Annotated in this window: 17 protein-coding genes and 1 pseudogene; 11 read left to right on the top strand and 7 right to left on the bottom strand. The window is 61.8% G+C overall.

Annotation, left to right across the window (positions count from 1 at the left end):
• Both OS035_RS25020 and OS035_RS25015 read left to right on the top strand, forming a co-directional pair.
• Positions 1 to 97 (top strand): annotated as a pseudogene (locus tag OS035_RS25020) (cytochrome c-type biogenesis protein CcmH); the annotation flags it as partial.
• 85 nt (positions 98 to 182) lie between these two features.
• On the top strand, positions 183 to 863 hold the full coding sequence (locus OS035_RS25015; RefSeq protein ID WP_097630111.1) for a CBS domain-containing protein: 681 nt from the start codon (positions 183 to 185) through the stop codon (positions 861 to 863).
• 547 nt (positions 864 to 1,410) lie between these two features.
• Here the strand turns inward: OS035_RS25015 and OS035_RS25010 are convergent.
• From OS035_RS25010 to OS035_RS25000, 3 genes are read right to left on the bottom strand one after another with little or no spacing between them, the layout of a single operon-like run.
• Positions 1,411 to 1,971, bottom strand: a complete 561-nt coding sequence (locus OS035_RS25010) for a DsbE family thiol:disulfide interchange protein (RefSeq protein ID WP_097630110.1) — start codon at positions 1,969 to 1,971, stop codon at positions 1,411 to 1,413.
• 1 nt (position 1,972) lies between these two features.
• On the bottom strand, positions 1,973 to 2,128 hold the full coding sequence (locus OS035_RS25005; RefSeq protein ID WP_097630109.1) for a heme exporter protein CcmD: 156 nt from the start codon (positions 2,126 to 2,128) through the stop codon (positions 1,973 to 1,975).
• On the bottom strand, positions 2,118 to 2,897 hold the full coding sequence (locus tag OS035_RS25000; protein ID WP_183779635.1) for a heme ABC transporter permease: 780 nt from the start codon (positions 2,895 to 2,897) through the stop codon (positions 2,118 to 2,120). The genes OS035_RS25005 and OS035_RS25000 overlap by 11 nt, the downstream gene beginning before the upstream one ends.
• 199 nt (positions 2,898 to 3,096) lie before the next feature.
• Here OS035_RS25000 and hemA point away from each other — a divergent pair, with 199 nt between their 5' ends.
• A complete protein-coding gene (gene hemA / locus OS035_RS24995) occupies positions 3,097 to 4,311 on the top strand; it encodes a 5-aminolevulinate synthase (RefSeq protein WP_183779633.1) in 1,215 nt (404 codons plus the stop codon).
• Between the two features lie 543 nt (positions 4,312 to 4,854).
• On the opposite strand, the gene OS035_RS24990 is transcribed toward hemA, so the two are convergent.
• Positions 4,855 to 5,676, bottom strand: coding sequence for a universal stress protein (locus OS035_RS24990; protein ID WP_097629297.1), 822 nt, complete (start codon positions 5,674 to 5,676; stop codon positions 4,855 to 4,857).
• Positions 5,677 to 6,558: 882 nt separating this feature from the next.
• Between OS035_RS24990 and OS035_RS24985 the strand changes: the two genes are divergently transcribed.
• From OS035_RS24985 to OS035_RS24965, 5 genes are all read left to right on the top strand, one after another.
• The gene (locus OS035_RS24985; protein ID WP_097629298.1) at positions 6,559 to 7,353 is read left to right on the top strand and encodes a thymidylate synthase; all 795 of its coding nucleotides are present in this window, start codon (positions 6,559 to 6,561) and stop codon (positions 7,351 to 7,353) included.
• 13 nt (positions 7,354 to 7,366) lie between these two features.
• On the top strand, positions 7,367 to 7,885 hold the full coding sequence (locus tag OS035_RS24980) for a dihydrofolate reductase (RefSeq protein ID WP_331814195.1): 519 nt from the start codon (positions 7,367 to 7,369) through the stop codon (positions 7,883 to 7,885).
• 148 nt (positions 7,886 to 8,033) lie between these two features.
• Positions 8,034 to 9,119 (top strand): FtsH protease activity modulator HflK, encoded by a 1,086-nt coding sequence (gene hflK / locus OS035_RS24975; RefSeq protein ID WP_097629300.1) that lies wholly within the window; start codon positions 8,034 to 8,036, stop codon positions 9,117 to 9,119.
• 3 nt (positions 9,120 to 9,122) lie between these two features.
• Positions 9,123 to 10,082 carry a protease modulator HflC gene (gene hflC / locus OS035_RS24970; RefSeq protein ID WP_097629301.1) on the top strand — a complete coding sequence of 320 codons (960 nt, stop codon included), beginning with the start codon at positions 9,123 to 9,125 and terminating at the stop codon, positions 10,080 to 10,082.
• Positions 10,083 to 10,289: 207 nt separating this feature from the next.
• Entirely contained in the window at positions 10,290 to 12,026 is a 1,737-nt protein-coding gene (locus OS035_RS24965) for a Do family serine endopeptidase (RefSeq protein WP_097629302.1), read from the top strand.
• Between the two features lie 281 nt (positions 12,027 to 12,307).
• On the opposite strand, the gene serB is transcribed toward OS035_RS24965, so the two are convergent.
• Positions 12,308 to 13,198 (bottom strand): phosphoserine phosphatase SerB, encoded by an 891-nt coding sequence (gene serB, locus OS035_RS24960; protein WP_097629304.1) that lies wholly within the window; start codon positions 13,196 to 13,198, stop codon positions 12,308 to 12,310.
• Here serB and miaA point away from each other — a divergent pair.
• Complete coding sequence (gene miaA, locus OS035_RS24955) at positions 13,197 to 14,093, top strand: tRNA (adenosine(37)-N6)-dimethylallyltransferase MiaA (protein WP_179867183.1); 897 nt, start codon at positions 13,197 to 13,199, stop codon at positions 14,091 to 14,093. The genes serB and miaA overlap by 2 nt on opposite strands.
• A 2-nt stretch (positions 14,094 to 14,095) precedes the next feature.
• Here the strand turns inward: miaA and pdxR are convergent, their stop codons facing one another.
• A complete protein-coding gene (gene pdxR, locus OS035_RS24950; protein WP_331814194.1) occupies positions 14,096 to 15,592 on the bottom strand; it encodes a MocR-like pyridoxine biosynthesis transcription factor PdxR in 1,497 nt (498 codons plus the stop codon).
• A gap of 96 nt (positions 15,593 to 15,688) precedes the next feature.
• On the opposite strand from pdxR, the gene OS035_RS24945 reads away from it, so the two are divergent.
• Together OS035_RS24945 and OS035_RS24940 are read left to right on the top strand one after the other, a co-directional pair.
• Positions 15,689 to 16,303 (top strand): LysE family translocator, encoded by a 615-nt coding sequence (locus tag OS035_RS24945; protein ID WP_097629307.1) that lies wholly within the window; start codon positions 15,689 to 15,691, stop codon positions 16,301 to 16,303.
• A 20-nt stretch (positions 16,304 to 16,323) separates the two neighbouring features.
• Entirely contained in the window at positions 16,324 to 17,238 is a 915-nt protein-coding gene (locus OS035_RS24940; protein ID WP_097629308.1) for a dihydrodipicolinate synthase family protein, read from the top strand.
• Here OS035_RS24940 and OS035_RS24935 read toward each other — a convergent pair.
• Positions 17,223 to 19,247: an ATP-binding protein gene (locus tag OS035_RS24935; protein WP_097629309.1), complete on the bottom strand. Its 2,025-nt coding sequence runs from the start codon at positions 19,245 to 19,247 to the stop codon at positions 17,223 to 17,225. The genes OS035_RS24940 and OS035_RS24935 overlap by 16 nt on opposite strands.
• Positions 19,248 to 19,548 lie beyond the last annotated feature (301 nt).

The following is a 19,548-nucleotide window of genomic DNA, read 5'->3' as shown; positions in this document are numbered from 1 at the left end:
GTCACTGCTGGTCTTTGCCCGCAGGCGGTCAGGCAAGCCGACAGGAAGTAAATTGACCGCGGATGAGGATGATAGACTCGCCCGGCTTCTCGAATGAGACCGTGCTGTTTGACGGAGATCAACGCGGAAGCCTCGACCTGACGTTATCTTCATCGGAATACACTCCGATGCGAGGCAGCGCCATGCAGGCAAAAGACATAATGACCACCAGCGTGGTTTCGATCCGCCCCACGGTCAGCGTGCGCCACGCGGTTTCCGTCATGATGCAGGCCAATGTCAGCGGACTTCCAGTCGTCGATGACGATGGCCGCGTCTGCGGCATGCTCACGGAAGGCGACCTGTTATTGCGGAGGGAAATCCGCGCCACCACTCGGTCGTCTCGGGCCGGCGAGATCATTTCTGAGATCGACCTCGAGCGCTACATTTGCACGAATGGCTGGTCGGTCGCCGATGTCATGTCCCCGGACGTTATTGTGGCGACTCCTGACAGCGAGGTTTCCGACATTGCAGAAAGTCTCCAGGCACACCGGATCAAGCGGTTGCCGATCGTCGAGGACGGGCGTCTGGTGGGAATTGTTAGTCGCAGGGACATTCTGGGCATCATCCTGGATGCGCCGACGACCGCGCTCCCGCGAGAAGACGAATCCGTCCGGATGGCCGTTCGCACGCGTCTGCGATCCGATCTGGGGCTGACGCCGCAGAAGGTCCAGGTGTCCGTCAAGGACGGACAGGTGACGCTGGATGGGCAGGTGGAATCGGAACTTAAGCGCAAAGCAATCCGGATCCTGGTGGAAAGCCTCGGGGCCGGTGGCTACCGAGATCGGTTGCGAGTGACCCCGCTCCCCAACACTGATCTAAGTTAGGGATCGAGTCCGGCGGACCTGCGAGTATCGAAGAACCACTTTGCAACGCCAGCGCATTGTCCGCAAATCTTATCGATTGCCGTACCGGCACCTAAGGTTTCCGGCCGCCGGTCACCGTGGCTTAATTTTCCGCGGTTCGTGCATCTCGTCCTCAAACTGACGTGCCACGACCACATGAATTGCTCCTGCCGCTCGCGACAACAGAGGCGTGCGCCCACAGCGACAGCTCACGGTGGTTAGCTGTTCGGTGTCGCCGAGAGGTTGATAGTTGATGAGGCAGTGCGGGGCCGGTTCAAAGGCAAGCGCTACGCAATGCCGGAGCGTGAGTAATCGGCGAAGAACATCTTTCTGGCTTGCAGAAGCAGCCGACTGGCCTCCTATCAGCGAGGAGGCTTGCCCGGCGTCGCGCCCTCGTGCCGGGCAAGCCTCTGCCAAGTTCCTCGCTTGACACGGGACACCCCCGACTCGCCAGAGGATCTTAGGGGAAGCCGCAGCTCGTCTCTTTGACCGGCGTCAAACACTTCGAACGACTGTCGCGGAACCAATCTCATTTTGAGGCCACGGCGCCGGCGATGGCCAGCGCAATCTCGTTTGCGAGACTGCTCTCGTCGAGTGGACCCACGTGCTTGGCGACGATCCGGCCGGACGGGTCGATCACGAAGGTTTCGGGAACGCCGTAGACGCCCCAGTCTATGGAGTTCCGTCCATCAGGATCGGTCCCAACCGCCGCGAACGGATTTCCATTGTCACGAAGGAAGGCCAATGATTGCTGCGGGTCGTCCTTGTAGTTGATGCCTACAAGCCTGACCTGCCTGTCTTGGGCAAGCTTCATCAAGGTCGGATGTTCCTGTCGGCAGGGAATGCACCAGGAGGCGAATATATTCACGACGACCACACTTCCTGCCAGACCGGTGTCGGTGAGGCCCGGCTGCCCGAGGCCGGCGAGCGGAGGAAGATTGACGGACGGATGCCGAAGTCCGATCAGCGCCGAAGGAAGCGCCGCCGGCGAATATCCGTCCGACGCTTCCCGGTACAGCGTGTTTCCAACGGCCAAGGCCAGTCCAAGGAAGACGAAGAGAGGGACGCCGGCGAGCGCGTAGCGCCGCATCTCATTCGCCTTCGCGACGCTGCCGTCGACGGACGGCTGAGATGGCGGCGAACTGTCGGCGATAGCCTCGCCCCGCAAACAGCACCTTCAGCGCCACTATCGTCATGACTGAAAACGTCAACGCATAGGCTGCGGTCACATAATATTCATGGTCCATCCTGGTGTTCCCTGTGAACTGCGGCCCTTGCCGCGAGCCTCTGGTAGGAGATCAGCTTCCTTCGCCAGATCTCGTTTCTGATCGACGCGACATAGAGGGTCGCAAACAGTGTGCCGAAGGCAAAACTCATGACCAGGAGCGGACACAGGAATTCGACATCCAACGTGGTTCCACCCAGTCTCAACACGCTGGCGGGCTGGTGAAGCGTGTTCCACCAGTCCACGGAAAACTTGATGATGGGAATATTGACGAACCCGACGATGATCAACACGGCCGTGACGCGGGCGGCGCGGATGGGTTCATCGATCGACTGGTTGATTGTCAGGGTGCCGAGATACATGATGAACAGGATGAACATGGATGTCAGCCGGGCATCCCATACCCACCAGGTCCCCCACATGGGCTTGCCCCAGATGGCCCCAGTCACCAGGGCCACGAATGTGAAGGCTGCTCCAAGTGGCGCCGCGACCCGTGCGGAAACGTCTGCCAAAGGGTGCTTCCAGACGAGGGAGCCGATCGCATTTGCCGTCATCATCGTGTAGCAGAGCATTGCCATCCAGGCTGCAGGCACATGCACGTACATTATCCGGACGGTCTCGCCTTGTTGATAATCGACGTCGGAAGAAAAGCTGAGATACAGGCCTGCTGCGAAGCTGATCGTTGTAAGGCACAGAAGGTAGGGAAGCGCTCGCTCGGCGAGTTCCAAAAATCTCGCGGGTTGCGCGACGAGCGTGGCGGCAGCATCGGCCAAAGGTGAAAGGGGGCTCATGCGCCGTTCTTAACGTTACGTGTCCATTCGACAATTGATGCGGATCAACAACGGCGCGATATTTCGGGCGAGGACAGAGGTTTCGGCCCGTACGGTGTGCCCGTGCATTCGGCTGGCGGAGCGATTGCAGGTATTTTGACCAACGTCAAATACGGCTTCGACGGGTCGATGTATCGATGGCGCAAATCAGGAGCAGATGATGGATTTCGAAGCGTTTTTCAAAAACGAGTTGGACGGGCTTCATGCCGAGGGCCGTTACCGCGTTTTTGCCGATCTCGAGCGTCACCGCGGCAATTTTCCGCGCGCAACGCGCCATACCGCCGATGGCGAAAAGGAAGTCACGGTCTGGTGCTCCAACGACTATCTCGGCATGGGCCAGAACCCGAAGGTGATCGAGGCGATGAAAAACGCCATCGACCACTGTGGCGCGGGTGCGGGAGGCACCCGGAATATTTCTGGCACCAACCACTACCACGTCATGCTCGAGCGTGAGCTTGCCGATCTGCACGCCAAGGAATCAGCCCTGATCTTCACCTCGGGCTATGTCTCCAACTGGGCAGCACTCGGCACGCTCGGCGCCAGGATCCCCGGCCTGGTCATCTTCTCCGACGCGCTGAACCATGCCTCGATGATCGAGGGCATCCGTCATGCCAAGTGCGACAAGGTGATCTGGAAGCACAATGACGTCGCCGATCTCGAAGCCAAGCTTAAGGCCGCCGATCCGAAGGCGCCGAAGCTGATCGCCTTCGAGAGCGTCTATTCGATGGACGGCGATATCGCCCCGATCAAGGAAATCTGCGACCTCGCCGACAAATACGGCGCGATGACCTATCTCGACGAAGTGCATGCGGTCGGCATGTACGGCCCGCGCGGCGGCGGCATTGCCGAGCGCGAAGGGCTGATGGACCGGCTGACCCTCATCGAAGGCACGCTCGGCAAGGCTTTCGGGGTGATGGGCGGCTATATCGCCGCGTCTTCGGCGCTTTGCGATTTCATCCGTTCCTTCGCCTCCGGCTTCATCTTCACCACGGCGCTGCCGCCGGCGCTTGCCGCCGGCGCCGTCGCCTCGATCCAGCACCTGAAGGTCAGCCAGTTCGAGCGCGCCCGCCATCAGGACCGGGTGCGCAAGCTCCGGATGCTGCTCGATCAGAGCGGCATTCCGCATGTGCCCAATCCAAGCCATATCGTGCCGGTGCTGGTCGGCGATGCCGCCAAATGCAAGTGGATCTCCGATCTGCTGCTCGACAACTGCGGCGTCTACGTCCAGCCGATCAACTATCCCACCGTGCCGAAGAAGACCGAGCGTCTGCGCATCACGCCGACGCCGCTGCATTCCGATGCCGATATCGCCCATCTGGTCGAAGCGCTCCATTCGCTCTGGTCGCGCTGCGCGCTGGCTAGGCACGTCGCCTGATTGACGGTGGATTCGGAACGGATGCGGCGGGTGGTACGCGTTCTTCTCCCAACGAATGTGACTGCATACCACTGGTGAACTCAAGATTGACGGGAATTCGCGTCCAATGCCTATATCGCGGCTCGTTATTGATCGCGATCAAAGACGGATGCGACTTCGGAACGGAGAAGGATGTCATCAGGAACCAGGAGACGACGGCATTGATGATCGCTCAACACGATCGCCAAACCGAGACCTCATTAACCCATCCATTCGGCAGGGCTAACCCGGAGGAGGTGGCTTCGCATCCTGGAAGGGCGATGGGGCCGTTGTTCCGACTGTTGCCTTCGTTACGGTCTCATAGGCGATTGTCTGTACTCGCTGCCATTTCTCTGACGGCTGCTGCCCTGGTCCCGAGGATCACGTCGCAGAGCGTCTATACGGGCATCGGCCTCTCGCTCGTCGCGGTGGGTTCGCGGGGGCCGGATATTTCCCGCCAGTCGGTCGCGCCCCTCTTCAGGAGGGCATCGACGTAGCGGTGATCCTCAACGTCCTCCGTGCCCTTTAATGAGCGAGAAGGACCGGCATCTCGGCCTTGCAAAGAAGTTCTCGAGTAACGCCGCCGAGGATGAATTCGCGAATCCTGGAGTGGCCAAATCCGCCCGCCACGAGAAGATCCGCCTTCCGTTCGAGCGCTGCCGCCTGAAGCGCGGCAGCCGGAGACTCCCCCTTGGCTTGAACAGGTACGTCCTCCACCTCGAGCCCGGAGCGCTTTAACGAGGACATTAGGATGGAGCGGTTCGCTTTGTCGATCTGCTTGTCGTCGGTCACCGAGATGACCTGTATTTTCGTTGCTTGTTCGGCGAATATCCGTGCGCAGCAGATTGCCCGCGCCGCGGTCGCGCTGCCGTCCCAGGCGATCGCAATGGTATCGATGCGACCAAAGACGCTGGTGGCGGGAAAAAGGAGCAACGGACGCCCGCTCTCGAACAGCAGCGTCTCCGAGAACTGGCGAGAGAGTTCCGAAGCCTCCACTATCGACAGGTCATTGCTCCTGGCGATTTTCGTGAAGCATTCGAAGATGAACGGCTCCTTGGCGTCGAAGCCATGAATGCGTATGTCGACACCGCTCTCCGAGGCTGCGTCTGCAATATGTCCTCGAAGCGAAGCACCGCTGTCCCGGCTGTATCCCTCCGCTTGCCCGCGCCAGAGGTCGACATCGATCATGGTGGGGAATGGCTGGTGGATTGGCGGGACCCGTACCTGCGGGATGCTCGCGAAGAGGTCGGCGCCAATCTGGCGGGCGAGGTCGATTGCGTTGTCAACGATGGTGAAGGAACTCACGTCGGGATAGGTCGACAAAGGAAGATGGAATTGCGGTCTCATACTGGCCTCCTGTGATTATTTCTTCGCCATGATGCATCTGGAGTCGACCTTCGCATTGCGTTTGGTCAAAGCGGCTTGCTGATGAACAGGTACAATCGGACCTTGGATAGGCAGAGGAGGCCATCACCATCAAACTGACCGAAATGAACCCGGTCGAGTGCTGCCGCATTCTCGAACGCGAGCGCTTCAGCAATCGACGGATAAGGTGCAATATTTTCAATAGCTTGCGCTCGAACAAGAAGGTTCGTCGGCTACCTTATTCTGACTCAGAAAAATGGCTCAATACTTCAAAATCGACCGTTATTCGTTGAATAAGACTCCGATACATGAGCTTCATTCGGTGCCGAATTGAGATGCGTGAATGCCATAGGCCTAGCAGGAGGAGGCGTTGATTTTGATGTCGGTTACTGCTTCTTCGTTGATAAATGCACGATCGCATCGTTGTCGTCGGCGCGTTCGCGAGGGTCCGGCGACCTGGCAGGCAAGTCCCGCGCGCGCCGTAACAGGCCGATGCCCGTTAGAGGTCGTTCACGATGCTGACGGTCGCCCTGCGGTATCGGAATGGGGCGTTTCAGGGAGGGAAACTCCCTCCCAAGGTTGATGGCGAGGAGCAGAGCAGAGCTTGAAGCGAAGAGTCATCGACTAAATGGCAAGGGTTGTTGCTATAACGCCCCCGGGTCCAATAGGTTTATTACACCGCTCGGTTATCGCCATAGCCGGCCGAAAGCCAGCATGGGTGGTATAGGGGTTTCCGCTGCCCAAGGAAGGTGCCAACGTCATAAAAGCGTTATGCGACCCATCAGAAACATTGGGAAAATGCCCGCCGGCGATTGGTTTCCTTCTGCCGGGAGCCTAAATTAAGCCAAACGGAATCAGCGCGCCATGAAGCAATATCTCGATCTCCTCAACCATGTGATGGAAAAGGGCTCCGACCGGGGCGACCGCACCGGCACCGGCACGCGCTCGGTCTTCGGCTACCAGATGCGCTTCGACCTGCAGGAAGGCTTTCCCGTCACGACGACAAAGAAGCTGCATCTGCGCTCGATCATCCACGAGCTTTTATGGTTCCTGAAGGGCGAGACAAATATCGGCTATCTCAAGGAGAACGGCGTTTCGATCTGGGATGAGTGGGCCGACGAAAACGGCGATCTCGGGCCGGTCTACGGCTCCCAGTGGCGCTCCTGGCCGGCACCGGACGGCGGCCATATCGATCAGATCGCCAATCTCGTCAAAGGCATCGTCGACAATCCGAATTCGCGCCGCCATATCGTCTCTGCCTGGAATCCGGCCGAGGTCGACCAGATGGCGCTGCCGCCCTGCCATTGCCTGTTCCAGTTCTACGTGGCCGATGGCAAGCTCTCCTGCCAGCTCTATCAGCGCTCGGCCGACATCTTCCTCGGCGTGCCGTTCAACATCGCCTCCTATGCGCTTTTGACGATGATGGTGGCGGAGGTCACCGGGCTGAAGCCTGGCGATTTCGTGCACACTCTGGGCGACGCCCATCTCTACCACAACCATTTCGACCAGGCGAAGCTGCAGCTGGCGCGCCAGCCGAAGCCGCTTCCCTTCATGCGCATCAATCCCGATGTGAAAGACATCTTCAGCTTTACCTTCGACGATTTCGAGCTGATCGGCTACGAGGCCGATGCCAGCATCAAGGCGCCGATCGCCGTCTGATCCGAGACATTCCATGGCCGATATCCGCAGGACCATTATTGCCGCCGTTGCCCGCAACGGCATCATCGGGCGCGACGGCGACATGCCCTGGCGGCTGTCGAGCGATCTCAAGCGCTTCAAGGCGCTGACATTGGGCAAGCCTGTCGTGATGGGCCGCAAGACATATGATTCAATCGGCAAGCCGCTGTCGGGGCGGCCGAACGTCGTCATCTCCAGGCAGGCGGCGATAGACCATCCCGATGTTTCCATGGCGCATTCGCTGACGGAGGCGATGACGGCGGCCGAAAGGCTGGCACGCGAAAAGAGCATCGACGAGATCTGCATCATCGGCGGCGGGCAGATCTATGCCCAGGCGATCGGCCTTGCCGACCGGATGTGCATCACCCATGTCGAAGCCGATCTCGACGGAGACGCCTCGTTCCCCGCGATCGATCCCGACATCTGGCGGGCAGGGGAGTCTATAGCGGTGCCGGCAGGCGACAAGGACAGTCACCCCACGCGCTTCGTCGTCTACGAGCGCCGACACGCCTGAAAATGAACTATTTTCCAATTAAATTGACCAAGTTTCTCACGTTGCGTTGAAAGCCGATGCGGCGATACTTATAACGGTCCCAACGCATCCGCCGGTCAGCCCCCACGGTTCCGGATGCGTGGAAGACTTAACGAACAACGAGGTTTTGATGCCCTGGAGCAATCAGAATGGCGGCGGCGGCCCTTGGGGCGGCGGCGGCGGTAATAATCAGGGACCATGGGGCCAAGGGCCGAACCGCCCGCGGGGCGGTGGCAGCGGCAAGGGCGGACCGCCCGATCTGGAAGATATCATCCGGCGCGGCCAGGACCAGCTGCGCAACATCGTTCCCGGCGGTTTCAACGGCGGCGTGGCGGTGATCGTCGCGGCGGTCGTCGCCATTTTCTGGCTGATCCAGTGCGTCTACGTGGTGCAGCCGGACGAACGCGGCGTCGAGCTGCGGTTCGGCAAGCCGAAGGACGAGATTTCGATGCCCGGCCTGCATTTCCATCTCTGGCCGCTGGAATCCGTCGAGACCGTCAAGGTGACCGTGCAACAGCTGAATATCGGAGCGACCTCTGCATCGTCTTCGAACGGGCTGATGCTGTCGAGCGACAAGAGCGTCATCAACGTGCAGTTCGCGGTCTTCTACACGGTCAGCGATCCGAAGGCCTATCTGTTCAACGTCGAAAATCCGGCAGAGACCCTGCAGCAGGTTTCCGACAGCGCCATGCGCGAAATCGTCGGGCGTCGTCCGGCGCAGGACGCCTTCCGCAGCAATCGCCAGCCGATCGAAGTGGATGTGCTCAATATCGTGCAGGATACGATGAACCGGTATGGCGCCGGCGTGACCGTGACCGGTGTGACGATCCAGAACGTGGCGCCGCCGCGCGAAGTCGCCGATGCCTTCGAAGAAGTGCAGCGTGCCGGCCGAGACCGCGACAGCACGATCGAAGATGCCAACCGCTACACGAACCAGAAGCTCGGTCAGGCGCGAGGCGATGCGGCACGAATCCGTGAAGATGCAGCCGCCTACAAGAACCGTGTCGTTAAGGAGGCCGAAGGCGAGGCGCAGCGCTTCACCGCGATCAACGACGAATATTCGAAGGCGCCCGAAGTAACCCGCAAACGGCTGTTCATCGAAACGATGGAGCAGGTGCTGAAGAACTCGAAGAAGGTCATCATCGACGAGAAGCAGGGCGTGCTGCCCTATCTGCCGCTCAATGAGCTCGGCAAGCCGGCGCAGCAGGGAGGTTGAACCATGACATCGAACAGACTTCCCATCATTCTCCTCATCCTCGCCATCGTGCTGGTCGGCCTCTATTCGTCGATTTTCGTGGTGAATGCCCGCGAGCAGGCGATCGTCGTCCGCTTCGGCCAGATCCAGTCGGTCAAGACCGAACCCGGCATCTATTTCAAGCTGCCCTTCGGCTTCATGGATGCCGACCGCGTCCAGCTTGTGGAAAAGCAGGCGCTGAGGCTCGATCTCGACAATATCCGCGTTCAGGTTCAGGACGGCCAGACTTTCGACGTCGATGCCTTCGTGATCTATAACATCTCGGATGTTCGCCGCTTCCGCGAAACGGTCTCGGGTGACCGCGAGGCCGCGGAAGCGCGGCTGAGGGCGCAGCTCGATTCATCGCTTCGCCGCGTCTACGGCCTGCGCGACTACAATGCCGCGCTCTCGGAAGAGCGTGTCGCGATGATGCTGGAAATCCGAGACGACCTGCGCACGGATGCCGAAAATCTCGGTCTGCATATCGACGACGTTCGCATTCGCCGCACCGACCTTTCTCCCGAGGTTGCGCCCAACACCTACAACGCCATGCGTTCGGAACGCCTGGCCGAAGCCGAGCGCATCCGCGCGGAGGGCAATGAAGAAGGTCAGCGCCGCCGGGCCGTCGCCGATCGCCAGGTCGTCGAGTTCACCGCGGGCGCCCAGCGCGATGCGGAAATCCTGCGCGGTCAGGGCGATGCGGAACGCAACCGTGTCTTCGCCGACGCTTTCAGCAAGGATCCGGCTTTCTTCGAGTTCTATCGCTCGATGGCCGCCTACTCTTCAGCGCTTTCATCGCAGGACACGACGCTGGTGTTGTCGCCGAATACGGAATTCTTCCGCTATTTCGACAACGCCGCCGGCACCCTGAAAGCGCCGACAAGCCCGGCTCCGGCAATTCCCGGCGCGGCTGCTCCGGCAGCACCCGCCCAGCCGGCGAACTGATACCGAGGGATGCCATTCGCATCCTGACAATCCTGAAAGGGCCGGCCCGGGTGCCGGCCCTTTTTTCGTGGAAAGGTCGAGATAATCAGGCTTTTGCGAGGGCCCGTCATATTGCACGGGGATTTCGCGAAAAGGTGATTTCGCCCTCCATCATTCCGCCTTATGCTGGTGCTCAATGTGCGCATTTACCCCTTATGAGGAAGCTTGATGGCCCCCACGAATCGCTCGCCCTTCAGACGAACGCTCGCGCTTATGGCCAGCGCTGCAATTCTTGCGCATGCTGGCATCAACGGGGTCGCCTATGCGCAAACCGCGCCGCAGACGACGGCGCCCGGAGTTGTTACACCCGCTCCGGCTACCCCGGAAACGGCTGCTCCTGCACCCACGCCGCCCGCAACGGTTGCACCGCAGCAGGCACCGCAAATTCAGGCCGCAGCCCCGAACAACGGTCCGGCTTCGGTCGCCGATCTGGCCGAGGGACTGCTTGACGCCGTGGTCAACATCTCGACCTCGCAGAACGTCAAGGACGATGAGGGCGTCGGCCCGGCGCCGCGTGCGCCCGACGGCTCGCCGTTCCAGGAGTTCTTCAACGACTTCTTCGACAAGAAGCAGGGCAACAATGGCCCGAACCACAATGTCAGCTCGCTCGGCTCCGGCTTCGTCATCGATCCGGCCGGCTATATCGTCACCAACAACCATGTAATCGAGGGCGCCGACGATATCGAGATCAATTTCGCCAATGGTTCGAAGCTCAAGGCAAAGCTGATCGGCACGGATACGAAGACCGATCTTTCGGTGCTGAAAGTCGAGCCGAAGGCGCCGCTGAAATCGGTGAAATTCGGCGATTCCAGCACGATGCGCATCGGCGACTGGGTGATGGCGATCGGCAATCCGTTCGGCTTCGGCGGTTCGGTGACGGTCGGCATCATTTCCGGGCGCGGCCGCAACATCAATGCCGGCCCTTACGACAATTTCATCCAGACGGATGCCGCGATCAACAAGGGCAATTCCGGCGGGCCGCTCTTCAACATGAAGGGTGAGGTGATCGGTATCAACACGGCGATCATTTCGCCGAGCGGCGGCTCGATCGGTATCGGCTTCTCGGTACCCTCCGAGCTTGCCTCCGGCGTCGTCGACCAATTGCGCGAATATGGTGAGACGCGGCGCGGCTGGCTCGGCGTGCGCATCCAGCCGGTGACCGACGATATCGCCGACAGCCTCGGGCTTGACACCGCCAAGGGCGCGCTGGTCGCCGGCGTCATCAAGGGTGGGCCTGTCGACGACGGTTCGATCAAGGCGGGCGACGTTATTTTGAAATTCGACGGCAAGACCGTCGGCGAAATGCGCGATCTGCCGCGCGTCGTGGCGGAAAGCTCGGTCGGCAAGGAAGTCGACGTGGTGGTGCTGCGCGACGGCAAGGAGCAGACCGTGAAGGTGAAGCTCGGCCGGCTCGAAGACAGCGATCAGGCGGCAGCATCCGGCGACGCGGCGCCGGACGGTTCGCAGGATGACGGCGTTATCACCCCGGATCCCGGCGAGAACAACGATATGGACGAGCCGGATTCCGGCGATCAGGCCCAGCCGACACCAGGCGCGCCCACGCCGGACCAACACCAGGGCCAGGTGTCACCGGATGCATCAACGCCGAAGAACGTGCTCGGCCTGTCGCTGTCGCTTTTGAGCGCCGAGACGCGCAAGGCTTTCGGCATTGCCGAGAGCGTCGACGGTGTCGTCGTGACCGAGGTGACGCCCGGCTCCGCCTCGGCCGAAAAAGGGCTGAAGCCCGGCGATGTGATCGTCGAAGTGGCGCAGGAGTTCATGAAGTCGCCGGACGCGGTCGCCGCCAAGGTGAAGTCGCTGAAGCAGGAAGGCCGCCGCAACGCCCAGCTGATGATCGCATCGGCGAATGGCGATCTGCGGTTTGTGGCGGTGCCGATGGAGTAGGCGAAAGGCGCGGTCAGCCGCCGCATTTTCTGTTCTCGCTCAACCTCTCCTCCGTCATTCCTGTGCTTGTCACAGGAATCCAGCCATCGCGCGTCTGCGCGGTGAATGAGGCTCTTGAAGGCAAGGGGTGTCCCGCGCCCAAGGACTTGGGCGCGCTGCATCCCTGTGACGAGCACAGGGATGAGGAGATTGGGGTAAGCGTCGCGCCAATTTTTATGCCGACGCGTCGGATTGTGACCGTGTTTGGTTTAGCAACCGTTCGGAGATGGTGAGTTAAACATTCAACCCGTTACAAAATCCGTCTTCCGATACCCCTGGATGTAGAGCAGCGCCGTCAGGTCGCCGTGGTTGATGCGCATCTGGGCCTCGGCGGCGACGGCGGGCTTGGCGTGGAGGGCGACGCCGGCACCGGCGACGTGCAGCATGCCGAGGTCGTTGGCGCCGTCGCCGACGGCGATCGCATCGTCAGGCGAAATGCCGAGCTGAGCCGAAATTTCGTTCAGCGCATCGACCTTCGCCTGCTTGCCGAGGATCGGTTCGGCGACGAAGCCGGAGAGGATGCCGCCGTCTTCGAGCAGCATGTTGGCGCGGTTCTCGTCGAAGCCGAGGGTGGCGGCGATGCGGCTGGTGAAGACGGTGAAGCCGCCGGAGACGAGGGCGGTGTAATGGCCTTTCGATTTCATGGTGGCGATCAGTTCCGGCCCGCCCGGCGTCAGCGTAATGCGCTTGGCGATCACTTCGTCGACCACCGATATCGGCAGGCCCTTCAAGAGGGCGACGCGCTCACGCAAAGCGGGCTCGAAGGCGATCTCGCCGTTCATGGCGCGGGCGGTGATCGCGGCGACCTTCTCCTTCAGGCCGACTTCGGCGGCAAGTTCGTCGATGCATTCCTGGCCGATCATCGTCGAATCCATGTCGGCGATCAGCAGTTTCTTGCGGCGGCTCTCCTGCTCCTGGATGACGAGGTCGATCGGCGCGCCTGATATGACGGCAAGAATATCGGCCTCCGCCGCGGGCGCATCCGTGCCGTCACGCAGTGCGATGTCGCAAGCGATGCCGTCTGCCAGCCAGTAGAGGCCGGAAGCGTTCACCGCTTCGGCCGCCCGTTCGGCGATCTTGGGTGTCAGCACGGGATTTGACGGATTGGCAACAAGCGTGGCAACGAGAGCCATGATGGAAAACCTTCTGAGCACAGTGAACGCGATCCTGATAACCGGGCCGACCGCCAGCGGCAAGTCCGCGCTCGCCGTCGAACTGGCAAAGCGCCATGACGGCGCGGTCGTCAACGCCGACAGCATGCAGGTGTACGACACGCTGCGGGTGCTGACCGCGCGCCCGTCGAAAGAGGAAATGCAGGGTGTGCCGCATCATCTCTACGGCCATGTTCCGGCAGGCGCCGGCTATTCCACCGGCACCTGGCTGCGCGATGTCTCGGCGCTGCTGCCGGCGCTCAGGGCCGCCGGCCGGCTGCCGGTCTTCGTCGGCGGTACCGGGCTTTATTTCAAGGCGCTGACCGGTGGGCTCTCCGATATGCCCGAGATACCGGAGGCGTTACGGGAGGAGTTGCGGGCGCGGCTGCTGGAGGAGGGGCCGGAAGGGCTTCATGCCGAGCTCGCTGAGGCTGATCCCGCCATGGCGGCCAGTTTCAACCGCCAGGACGGGCAGCGCATCGTCCGGGCGCTTGAAGTGTTCAAGGCGACGGGACGGTCGATCGCCGATTTCCAGGGCCGGTCGGGACCGGTGGTGATCGACGCTGCCCAGGCTCGCAAGATCGTCGTGCTGCCGGACCGAGCGGTGCTGCATCAGCGCATCAACGGGCGTTTCGAAAAGATGCTGGACCAAGGCGCGGAAGGCGAGGTGAGGGCGCTGCTTGCGCTCGACCTGCCGGCCGAGGCGCCTGTGATGAAGGCGATCGGAGTCTCGCAGATCGCGGCGATGCTGAAGGGCGGGATGACCCGTGACGAGGTGCTGGAGAAGGGTGCTGCGGCGACGCGGCAATATGCCAAGCGGCAAATGACATGGTTCCGCAACCAGATGGACGACAGCTGGGAACGGCTGACGGCTTAGGCTCAGCGTTGGACTTCCACTCCGAAGATCTGCAGCTCCAGCAATTTGACGAGTTTGCCAACCGCCGCCTGTAAGTGCTCCGGCAGAAATCCGCCGAAGCCCAGCATCAGGCCGGGGGGCGCCGCCTGCGCGGCATACATCGGGGAGATCGCGCGAACCGCGAGGCCGGCCGACAGGGCACGGGCTGCGAGCTTTACGTCGTCGGTCCCCTCGGGCAGCCATAGAAGAATGTGCATGCCCTGATCACTCGGCTGAATGCGGCAGCCGTCCGGCAAGGCCCGCTCGAGCGTTGCGAGCAGGACTGCGCGGCGTTCGGCATAGAGGCCGCGAATGCGGCGGATATGCGCTTCGAAATAACCCTCCCTCATGTAGGCGGCCAGAACGTGCTGTTCTGCGGTCGGCGCGTGCCGGTCGAGAATGGCGCGGGCGCCCGCAAAGGCTTCTGCGAGCGGAGGAGGTGCGATGACGTAGCCGAGGCGCAGTGATGGAAAGAGCACCTTGCTGAAGGTGCCGAGATAGACGACGCGGGAGGGACGCAAGCCCTGCATCGAGGGGAACGGATGTCCGGCATAACGCAGCTCGCTGTCATAATCGTCCTCGACGATCCAGGCGCGGTTCCGATCGGCCCAGGCAATCAAGGCATTGCGCCGCGCCATGCTGAGCGGCATGCCGACCGGATATTGATGTGAGGGGGTGACGAAGGCGGCGCGCGCTTGCGGGCAGAGTTCGAAGCCGCGTTCGACGTTCATTCCCTGTGCGTCGACCGGGATGCGGTGCGTCTTGACGCCGAGATCGTCGAGCACCGCCGTCAGCCCCGGATAGGCCGGGTCCTCGGCCCAGACCGGATCGTCGCGCGACAGCAGGACCCGGCCCGCCATATAGAGGCCTTGCTGGGTGCCCGACGTGATGATGACCTGTTCCGGCTCGCAGCGAACGGCCCGCGCGCGTCGGACGTGTTCGGCAATGGCGACCCGCAGCTCGAACAGGCCCATCGGATCTTGACAGCTCGCGGGAGCTGCCTGTTTCGACGTGCGTACGCGATTGCCGAGGCGGCGCCAGTTGTCGTCGGGCGCGATGCCGGCAGCAGGGACGGCGATGGCAAAGGGAATGGGCGGGTGAGGGGTGAGCGCGCGGGCTATGGCGATGAGCCGCACCGCCGGGGAAGGCAGGTCGATGGCATCCGCTCCCGACGGCATCGCCGGTGCGGGCAGGGGTGTTGTTGTCGTATCTGTCAGAGCGGCGGCGACCCGGGTTCCGGCGCCGATCTTCGCTTCGAGATAGCCCTCAGCGGTCAGCTGATCGAATACGTCGACGACGGTGCCGCGGGCGATCTTCAAGGAAACCGCGAGGGAACGCGTCGAAGGGAGGCGCTCACCGGGCCTCAGTTCGCCGCGCGAGATTGCGCTCCGCAGAGCTTGGGCCAGGTGGCGGCCGACATTGACCGTTCGGTCGATCGCGTTGAGCGACGGGATTTCGATGGTGCTGCGCCGTTTGGGCATTGTAAAGTGGTCCATGAATATTTTTGAAAATGGCGCTTCAAGATGGACCAATTTGCGCGGAGAAGGAAGCGAATTGGATGCTTCCGGAAAATGGAAATGCAGGATCTCCTCGTCGTCTATATCGCCTATGTCATCGCGGCCGGCAGTCCCGGCCCCAGCAATATGGCGATCATGAACGTGGCGATGAGCCAAGGGCGGCGACCGGCTTTGGCGCTTGCCGCCGGGGTCATTACGATGTCCACGTGCTGGGGACTGATCGCGGTCACGGGCATTTCGACGCTCCTTGTCCGCTATGCTCATGCTCTGCTCATCCTCAAGGTCATAGGTGGGCTTTACCTCCTTTGGCTCGCCTGGAGGGCGGCTCGCTCGGCGGCTGCCCCGGATAGATCGGCAAGCGTGGTCGTCCGGCCCGCCGCGCAACTCGGAGCACTGTATCGCCGCGGTATTCTGATGCATCTCGGAAACCCGAAGGCGGTTCTGGCCTGGGTGGCGATCATGTCGCTCGGCCTCAAGCCTGGCGCTTCGCCCGAGATGGCCGTCACCGCGTTCGGCGGCTGCGTGCTTCTCGGGATCGCGATATTTTCCGGTTATGCGCTGCTGTTCTCGACGGCGCCGATGGTGCGCGGCTATGCGCGGGCGCGCCGCTGGATCGAGGGAAGCCTCGCCGTGTTCTTTGCGGGTGCCGGATCGCGCCTGCTGTTCTCCCACTGACCGCTTTTCAGGATCGTATCATGTCTTCAGTGTCTCCGTTTCATGGCCTTTCGGCCTTTCCGCTAACGCCCGCCGACATCAATGGCCGGGTGGTCACGGAAGCCCTCTGCCGCCTTCTCGAGCCTCTGTGTGACGCCGGCGTCACCTCCATCGGCCTTCTCGGCAGCACCGGCATCTATGCCTACCTCACGCGCGAGGAGCGGCTGCGTGCCGTCAAGGCGGCGGTCGAATGCGTTAAAGGACGTGTTCCCATCGTCGTCGGGGTCGGGGCTCTCCGGACGGACCACGCCCAGGATCTGGCCAGGAATGCCGAGGCGGCCGGCGCGGATGCGCTTCTGCTGGCGCCCGTATCCTATACGCCGCTGACCCAGGAAGAAGCCTACCAGCACTTCCTCGCGGTCACCAAAGCGGCGCCGCTGCCGCTCTGCATCTACAATAATCCTGGCACCACCCACTTCACCTTCAGCCGTGAGCTTCTGCAGCGCCTTTCCGACATCGAGGCGATCCGGGCGGTGAAGATGCCTCTGCCGGCCGACGGCGATGTGCGGGGGGAACTTGCGGCATTGCGCGGGAAGACCGATCTTGCGATCGGCTATAGCGGCGATTGGGGCGGGGCCGAAGCGCTGCTCTCAGGCGCCGATGCCTGGTACAGCGTCGTCGGCGGCTTGCTGCCTCGCACGGCCCTTGCCCTGACCAAGGCTGCGATGGCAGGCGACCGCAATGAGGCGCGCAGGCTCGATGGGCTGCTTGAGCCGCTTTGGAAGATGTTCAAGGAATTCGGAAGCATCCGTGTGGTCTATACGCTGGTCGAGCATGTTTTGTCGGCCCAATCAGAGCTGCCGCGGCCGCTCTTGCCGCTCGCTCCGACGGAGCGGCAGCGTGTGCTCGACGTTACCGAGCCGCTCACGGCTTTGGAGCATCAATCCTTGTTGTAAAGGCTGCTCAGCGGCTTTTTCAGAATGCTTTCGCGCAGCGACGGGCCAGGCTCCCGGCGGGTGACCGCGGGCTGATCGGCCGGAGGCGCCGGCCGCGGAAAGACCGGTTCCTCGCGGCGCATCTCGCGGCGGAGCGCGTCCAGCCGGGGATCGGTCGCCGGCGGCGCGGCGGGGTCGAGCCGTGGGGTCTGCGGCAGCAGTTCGCGCCGGTAGGATTCGAGCGGCGCGGACGAGGGGGCAGGCGGAGTATTCGGCTTTGCGTCGATTTCCTCGTCGGCCGCATCAACCTCGTCGAGGGCTGCCGCTGAGGCCGCATAGCTCTGTTGGAAATTCGAAATGTCGGGTCCAACGGTGACTGCGCGCATGCGGGTGACGATCTTGCGCAGATCGACCGTATCCGGATCTTCCTCGCTGTGCTTGCTGTTGGCGCTGGCAGCCTTCGGTAACAGTTTTTCGTCGACGCGGGAAAAGCGCATGCGCATCGGCACGCTGATCGCCTCGCCGAAAGCAATCGCCTCGCCGTTGCCGATCGAAGAGATGAAGCTCGTCGTCGAGATCGACGAATTCGGGATCGCCGAGCGGATGATTTCCTGGTCGCGGTCGTTGGCGAGGCGCATGGCAAAGAGCGTCGAGCACTGCGACAGGATCGTCTGATCGAGTTCGCCCGGCCGCTGCGTGATGATCCCCAGCGAGACGCCATATTTGCGGCCTTCCTTGGCGATGCGGGCGATCGCCTGGCGCGTTGGCACGAAGCCGAGCGTCGGATCGGAAGGGATGTAACGGTGGGCTTCCTCGCAGACGACGAGCATGTGGATGGCGCCGTCGCTCCAGAGCGCCACCTCGAAGGCCATGCGGCAGAGCACTGAGGCGACGGAATTGACCACCTCGGAGGGAATGCCGGCCAGCTGGAAGGTACAGATCGGCCGGTTTTCGCCAGGAATGCGGAAGATCTGCGCAATGGTCTCGGTGATCGTGTCGCTGATCGTGTTGTTGGAGAACATGAAGTGATAACGCGGATCGTTGATCGCAGCGATCAGGCGCATCTTCAGCGAACGCAGGGAGGGCTTTTCGGTGCGACCTTCCAGGCGGCCGATGCGCTCGTCGATCAGCGCCAGCAGGTCGGCCATGCGGTAGGGAACCGGCGTATCGGCGGTGATCGAGCTCTTTTCCGTCGTGCGGCGTACCAACGAGTTGTCGCTGCCGCGGAAGGCGCGCTTGGCCTCGGGCAGGATATCGCGCAGCATGTCGAGCTCTTCCGGCACCGGCGGGCGGCCGCGAAAGACGACTTCGGCAAATTCTTCCAGCCGCATCAGCCAGAAGGGCAGGTCGAGCGTATCGGTATCGATTGTGACGGCGTGCTTGGGAAAGGCGGCGGCGAATTCGTTATGCGGATCGAGGATCAGAACACGCAGTTTCGGATCCGCCGCGATCGCCTTATGCAGCAGCAGCGACACGGCGGTCGACTTGCCGACGCCGGTGGAGCCGACAACGGCGAAATGCTTGGAGAGCATCGATGGGATGTGGATCGCCGCATCAATGCTTTCGTCCTGGGTCAGCTTGCCGATGACGGCGGTCGTGCCTTCTCCGGCATCATAGATGCGCATCAAATCGGCGGCGCGGATGCGGTGGGCGATAGCGCCGAGATAGGGATAACGCGAAATGCCGGTCGAGAATTCCTCGCGGCCGTCCTCATCGACACGGACTTCGCCGAGCAGTTCGGTTTCGATCTTGAAATTGTTGTCCTCGCCTTCGCCCCAGGCATGGCTGCCGGTGTTCATCTGATAGACGAGGGCAACGACGCGGTTGCGGCCGACGCTGATCGAAATCAGCCGCCCGACGGACCAGAGTTCGGTCAGATCGGTGCCGCCTTCTTCGGCGACGGCGGCAATCGTCGCCCGCGAGCCGCTGCAGGCAACGACGCGGCCGAGAAAGCGATTTCCCGGCGCATGGCCGTCGCGTCGATCGTGCTCGCCTGCCTTGCCAGACACGCGCAAGTCGTTGTTGAGCAAAGGGCTACTCCCTGCAATGGGGCTTGATAATAAAGTCCATCCTTTAACAAATCCTTCAAACCATGGTTTTTAGAGGGTAAAGGAGCGCGCATGGATTTTTATTGCGGCATGCGTTGACGCTGCGAAATTTTCTGTCTATCACTTCCGACCATGAAAATCGCAACGGCTCTTATCGTGGTGGGAAAGCGCATGGGCAGGATGGTGTAACCATCCGGCGGTAGCCACCCATGCGCTAGATGACAGGCTCCTCCGGGGCCTTTTTTTATGCCCGAAATTCGGGCTTCCGGCCACAAACGCAAAT

Source organism: Rhizobium sp. 268, from assembly GCF_036571585.1.
Lineage (GTDB): Bacteria > Pseudomonadota > Alphaproteobacteria > Rhizobiales > Rhizobiaceae > Rhizobium > Rhizobium redzepovicii.
This window is presented reverse-complemented; position numbering and strand designations above follow the sequence as displayed.

What these genes read in the sequence shown, in the direction of transcription:
- OS035_RS25015 (WP_097630111.1), top strand. Translation starts at nt 183, where the DNA reads ATGCAGGCAAAAGACATAATGACCACCAGCGTGGTTTCGATCCGCCCC.
- OS035_RS25010 (WP_097630110.1), bottom strand. Translation starts at nt 1,971, where the DNA reads ATGCGGCGCTACGCGCTCGCCGGCGTCCCTCTCTTCGTCTTCCTTGGA.
- OS035_RS25005 (WP_097630109.1), bottom strand. Translation starts at nt 2,128, where the DNA reads ATGGACCATGAATATTATGTGACCGCAGCCTATGCGTTGACGTTTTCA.
- OS035_RS25000 (WP_183779635.1), bottom strand. Translation starts at nt 2,897, where the DNA reads ATGAGCCCCCTTTCACCTTTGGCCGATGCTGCCGCCACGCTCGTCGCG.
- hemA (WP_183779633.1), top strand. Translation starts at nt 3,097, where the DNA reads ATGGATTTCGAAGCGTTTTTCAAAAACGAGTTGGACGGGCTTCATGCC.
- OS035_RS24990 (WP_097629297.1), bottom strand. Translation starts at nt 5,676, where the DNA reads ATGAGACCGCAATTCCATCTTCCTTTGTCGACCTATCCCGACGTGAGT.
- OS035_RS24985 (WP_097629298.1), top strand. Translation starts at nt 6,559, where the DNA reads ATGAAGCAATATCTCGATCTCCTCAACCATGTGATGGAAAAGGGCTCC.
- OS035_RS24980 (WP_331814195.1), top strand. Translation starts at nt 7,367, where the DNA reads ATGGCCGATATCCGCAGGACCATTATTGCCGCCGTTGCCCGCAACGGC.
- hflK (WP_097629300.1), top strand. Translation starts at nt 8,034, where the DNA reads ATGCCCTGGAGCAATCAGAATGGCGGCGGCGGCCCTTGGGGCGGCGGC.
- hflC (WP_097629301.1), top strand. Translation starts at nt 9,123, where the DNA reads ATGACATCGAACAGACTTCCCATCATTCTCCTCATCCTCGCCATCGTG.
- OS035_RS24965 (WP_097629302.1), top strand. Translation starts at nt 10,290, where the DNA reads ATGGCCCCCACGAATCGCTCGCCCTTCAGACGAACGCTCGCGCTTATG.
- miaA (WP_179867183.1), top strand. Translation starts at nt 13,197, where the DNA reads ATGATGGAAAACCTTCTGAGCACAGTGAACGCGATCCTGATAACCGGG.
- serB (WP_097629304.1), bottom strand. Translation starts at nt 13,198, where the DNA reads ATGGCTCTCGTTGCCACGCTTGTTGCCAATCCGTCAAATCCCGTGCTG.
- pdxR (WP_331814194.1), bottom strand. Translation starts at nt 15,592, where the DNA reads ATGCCCAAACGGCGCAGCACCATCGAAATCCCGTCGCTCAACGCGATC.
- OS035_RS24945 (WP_097629307.1), top strand. Translation starts at nt 15,689, where the DNA reads ATGCAGGATCTCCTCGTCGTCTATATCGCCTATGTCATCGCGGCCGGC.
- OS035_RS24940 (WP_097629308.1), top strand. Translation starts at nt 16,324, where the DNA reads ATGTCTTCAGTGTCTCCGTTTCATGGCCTTTCGGCCTTTCCGCTAACG.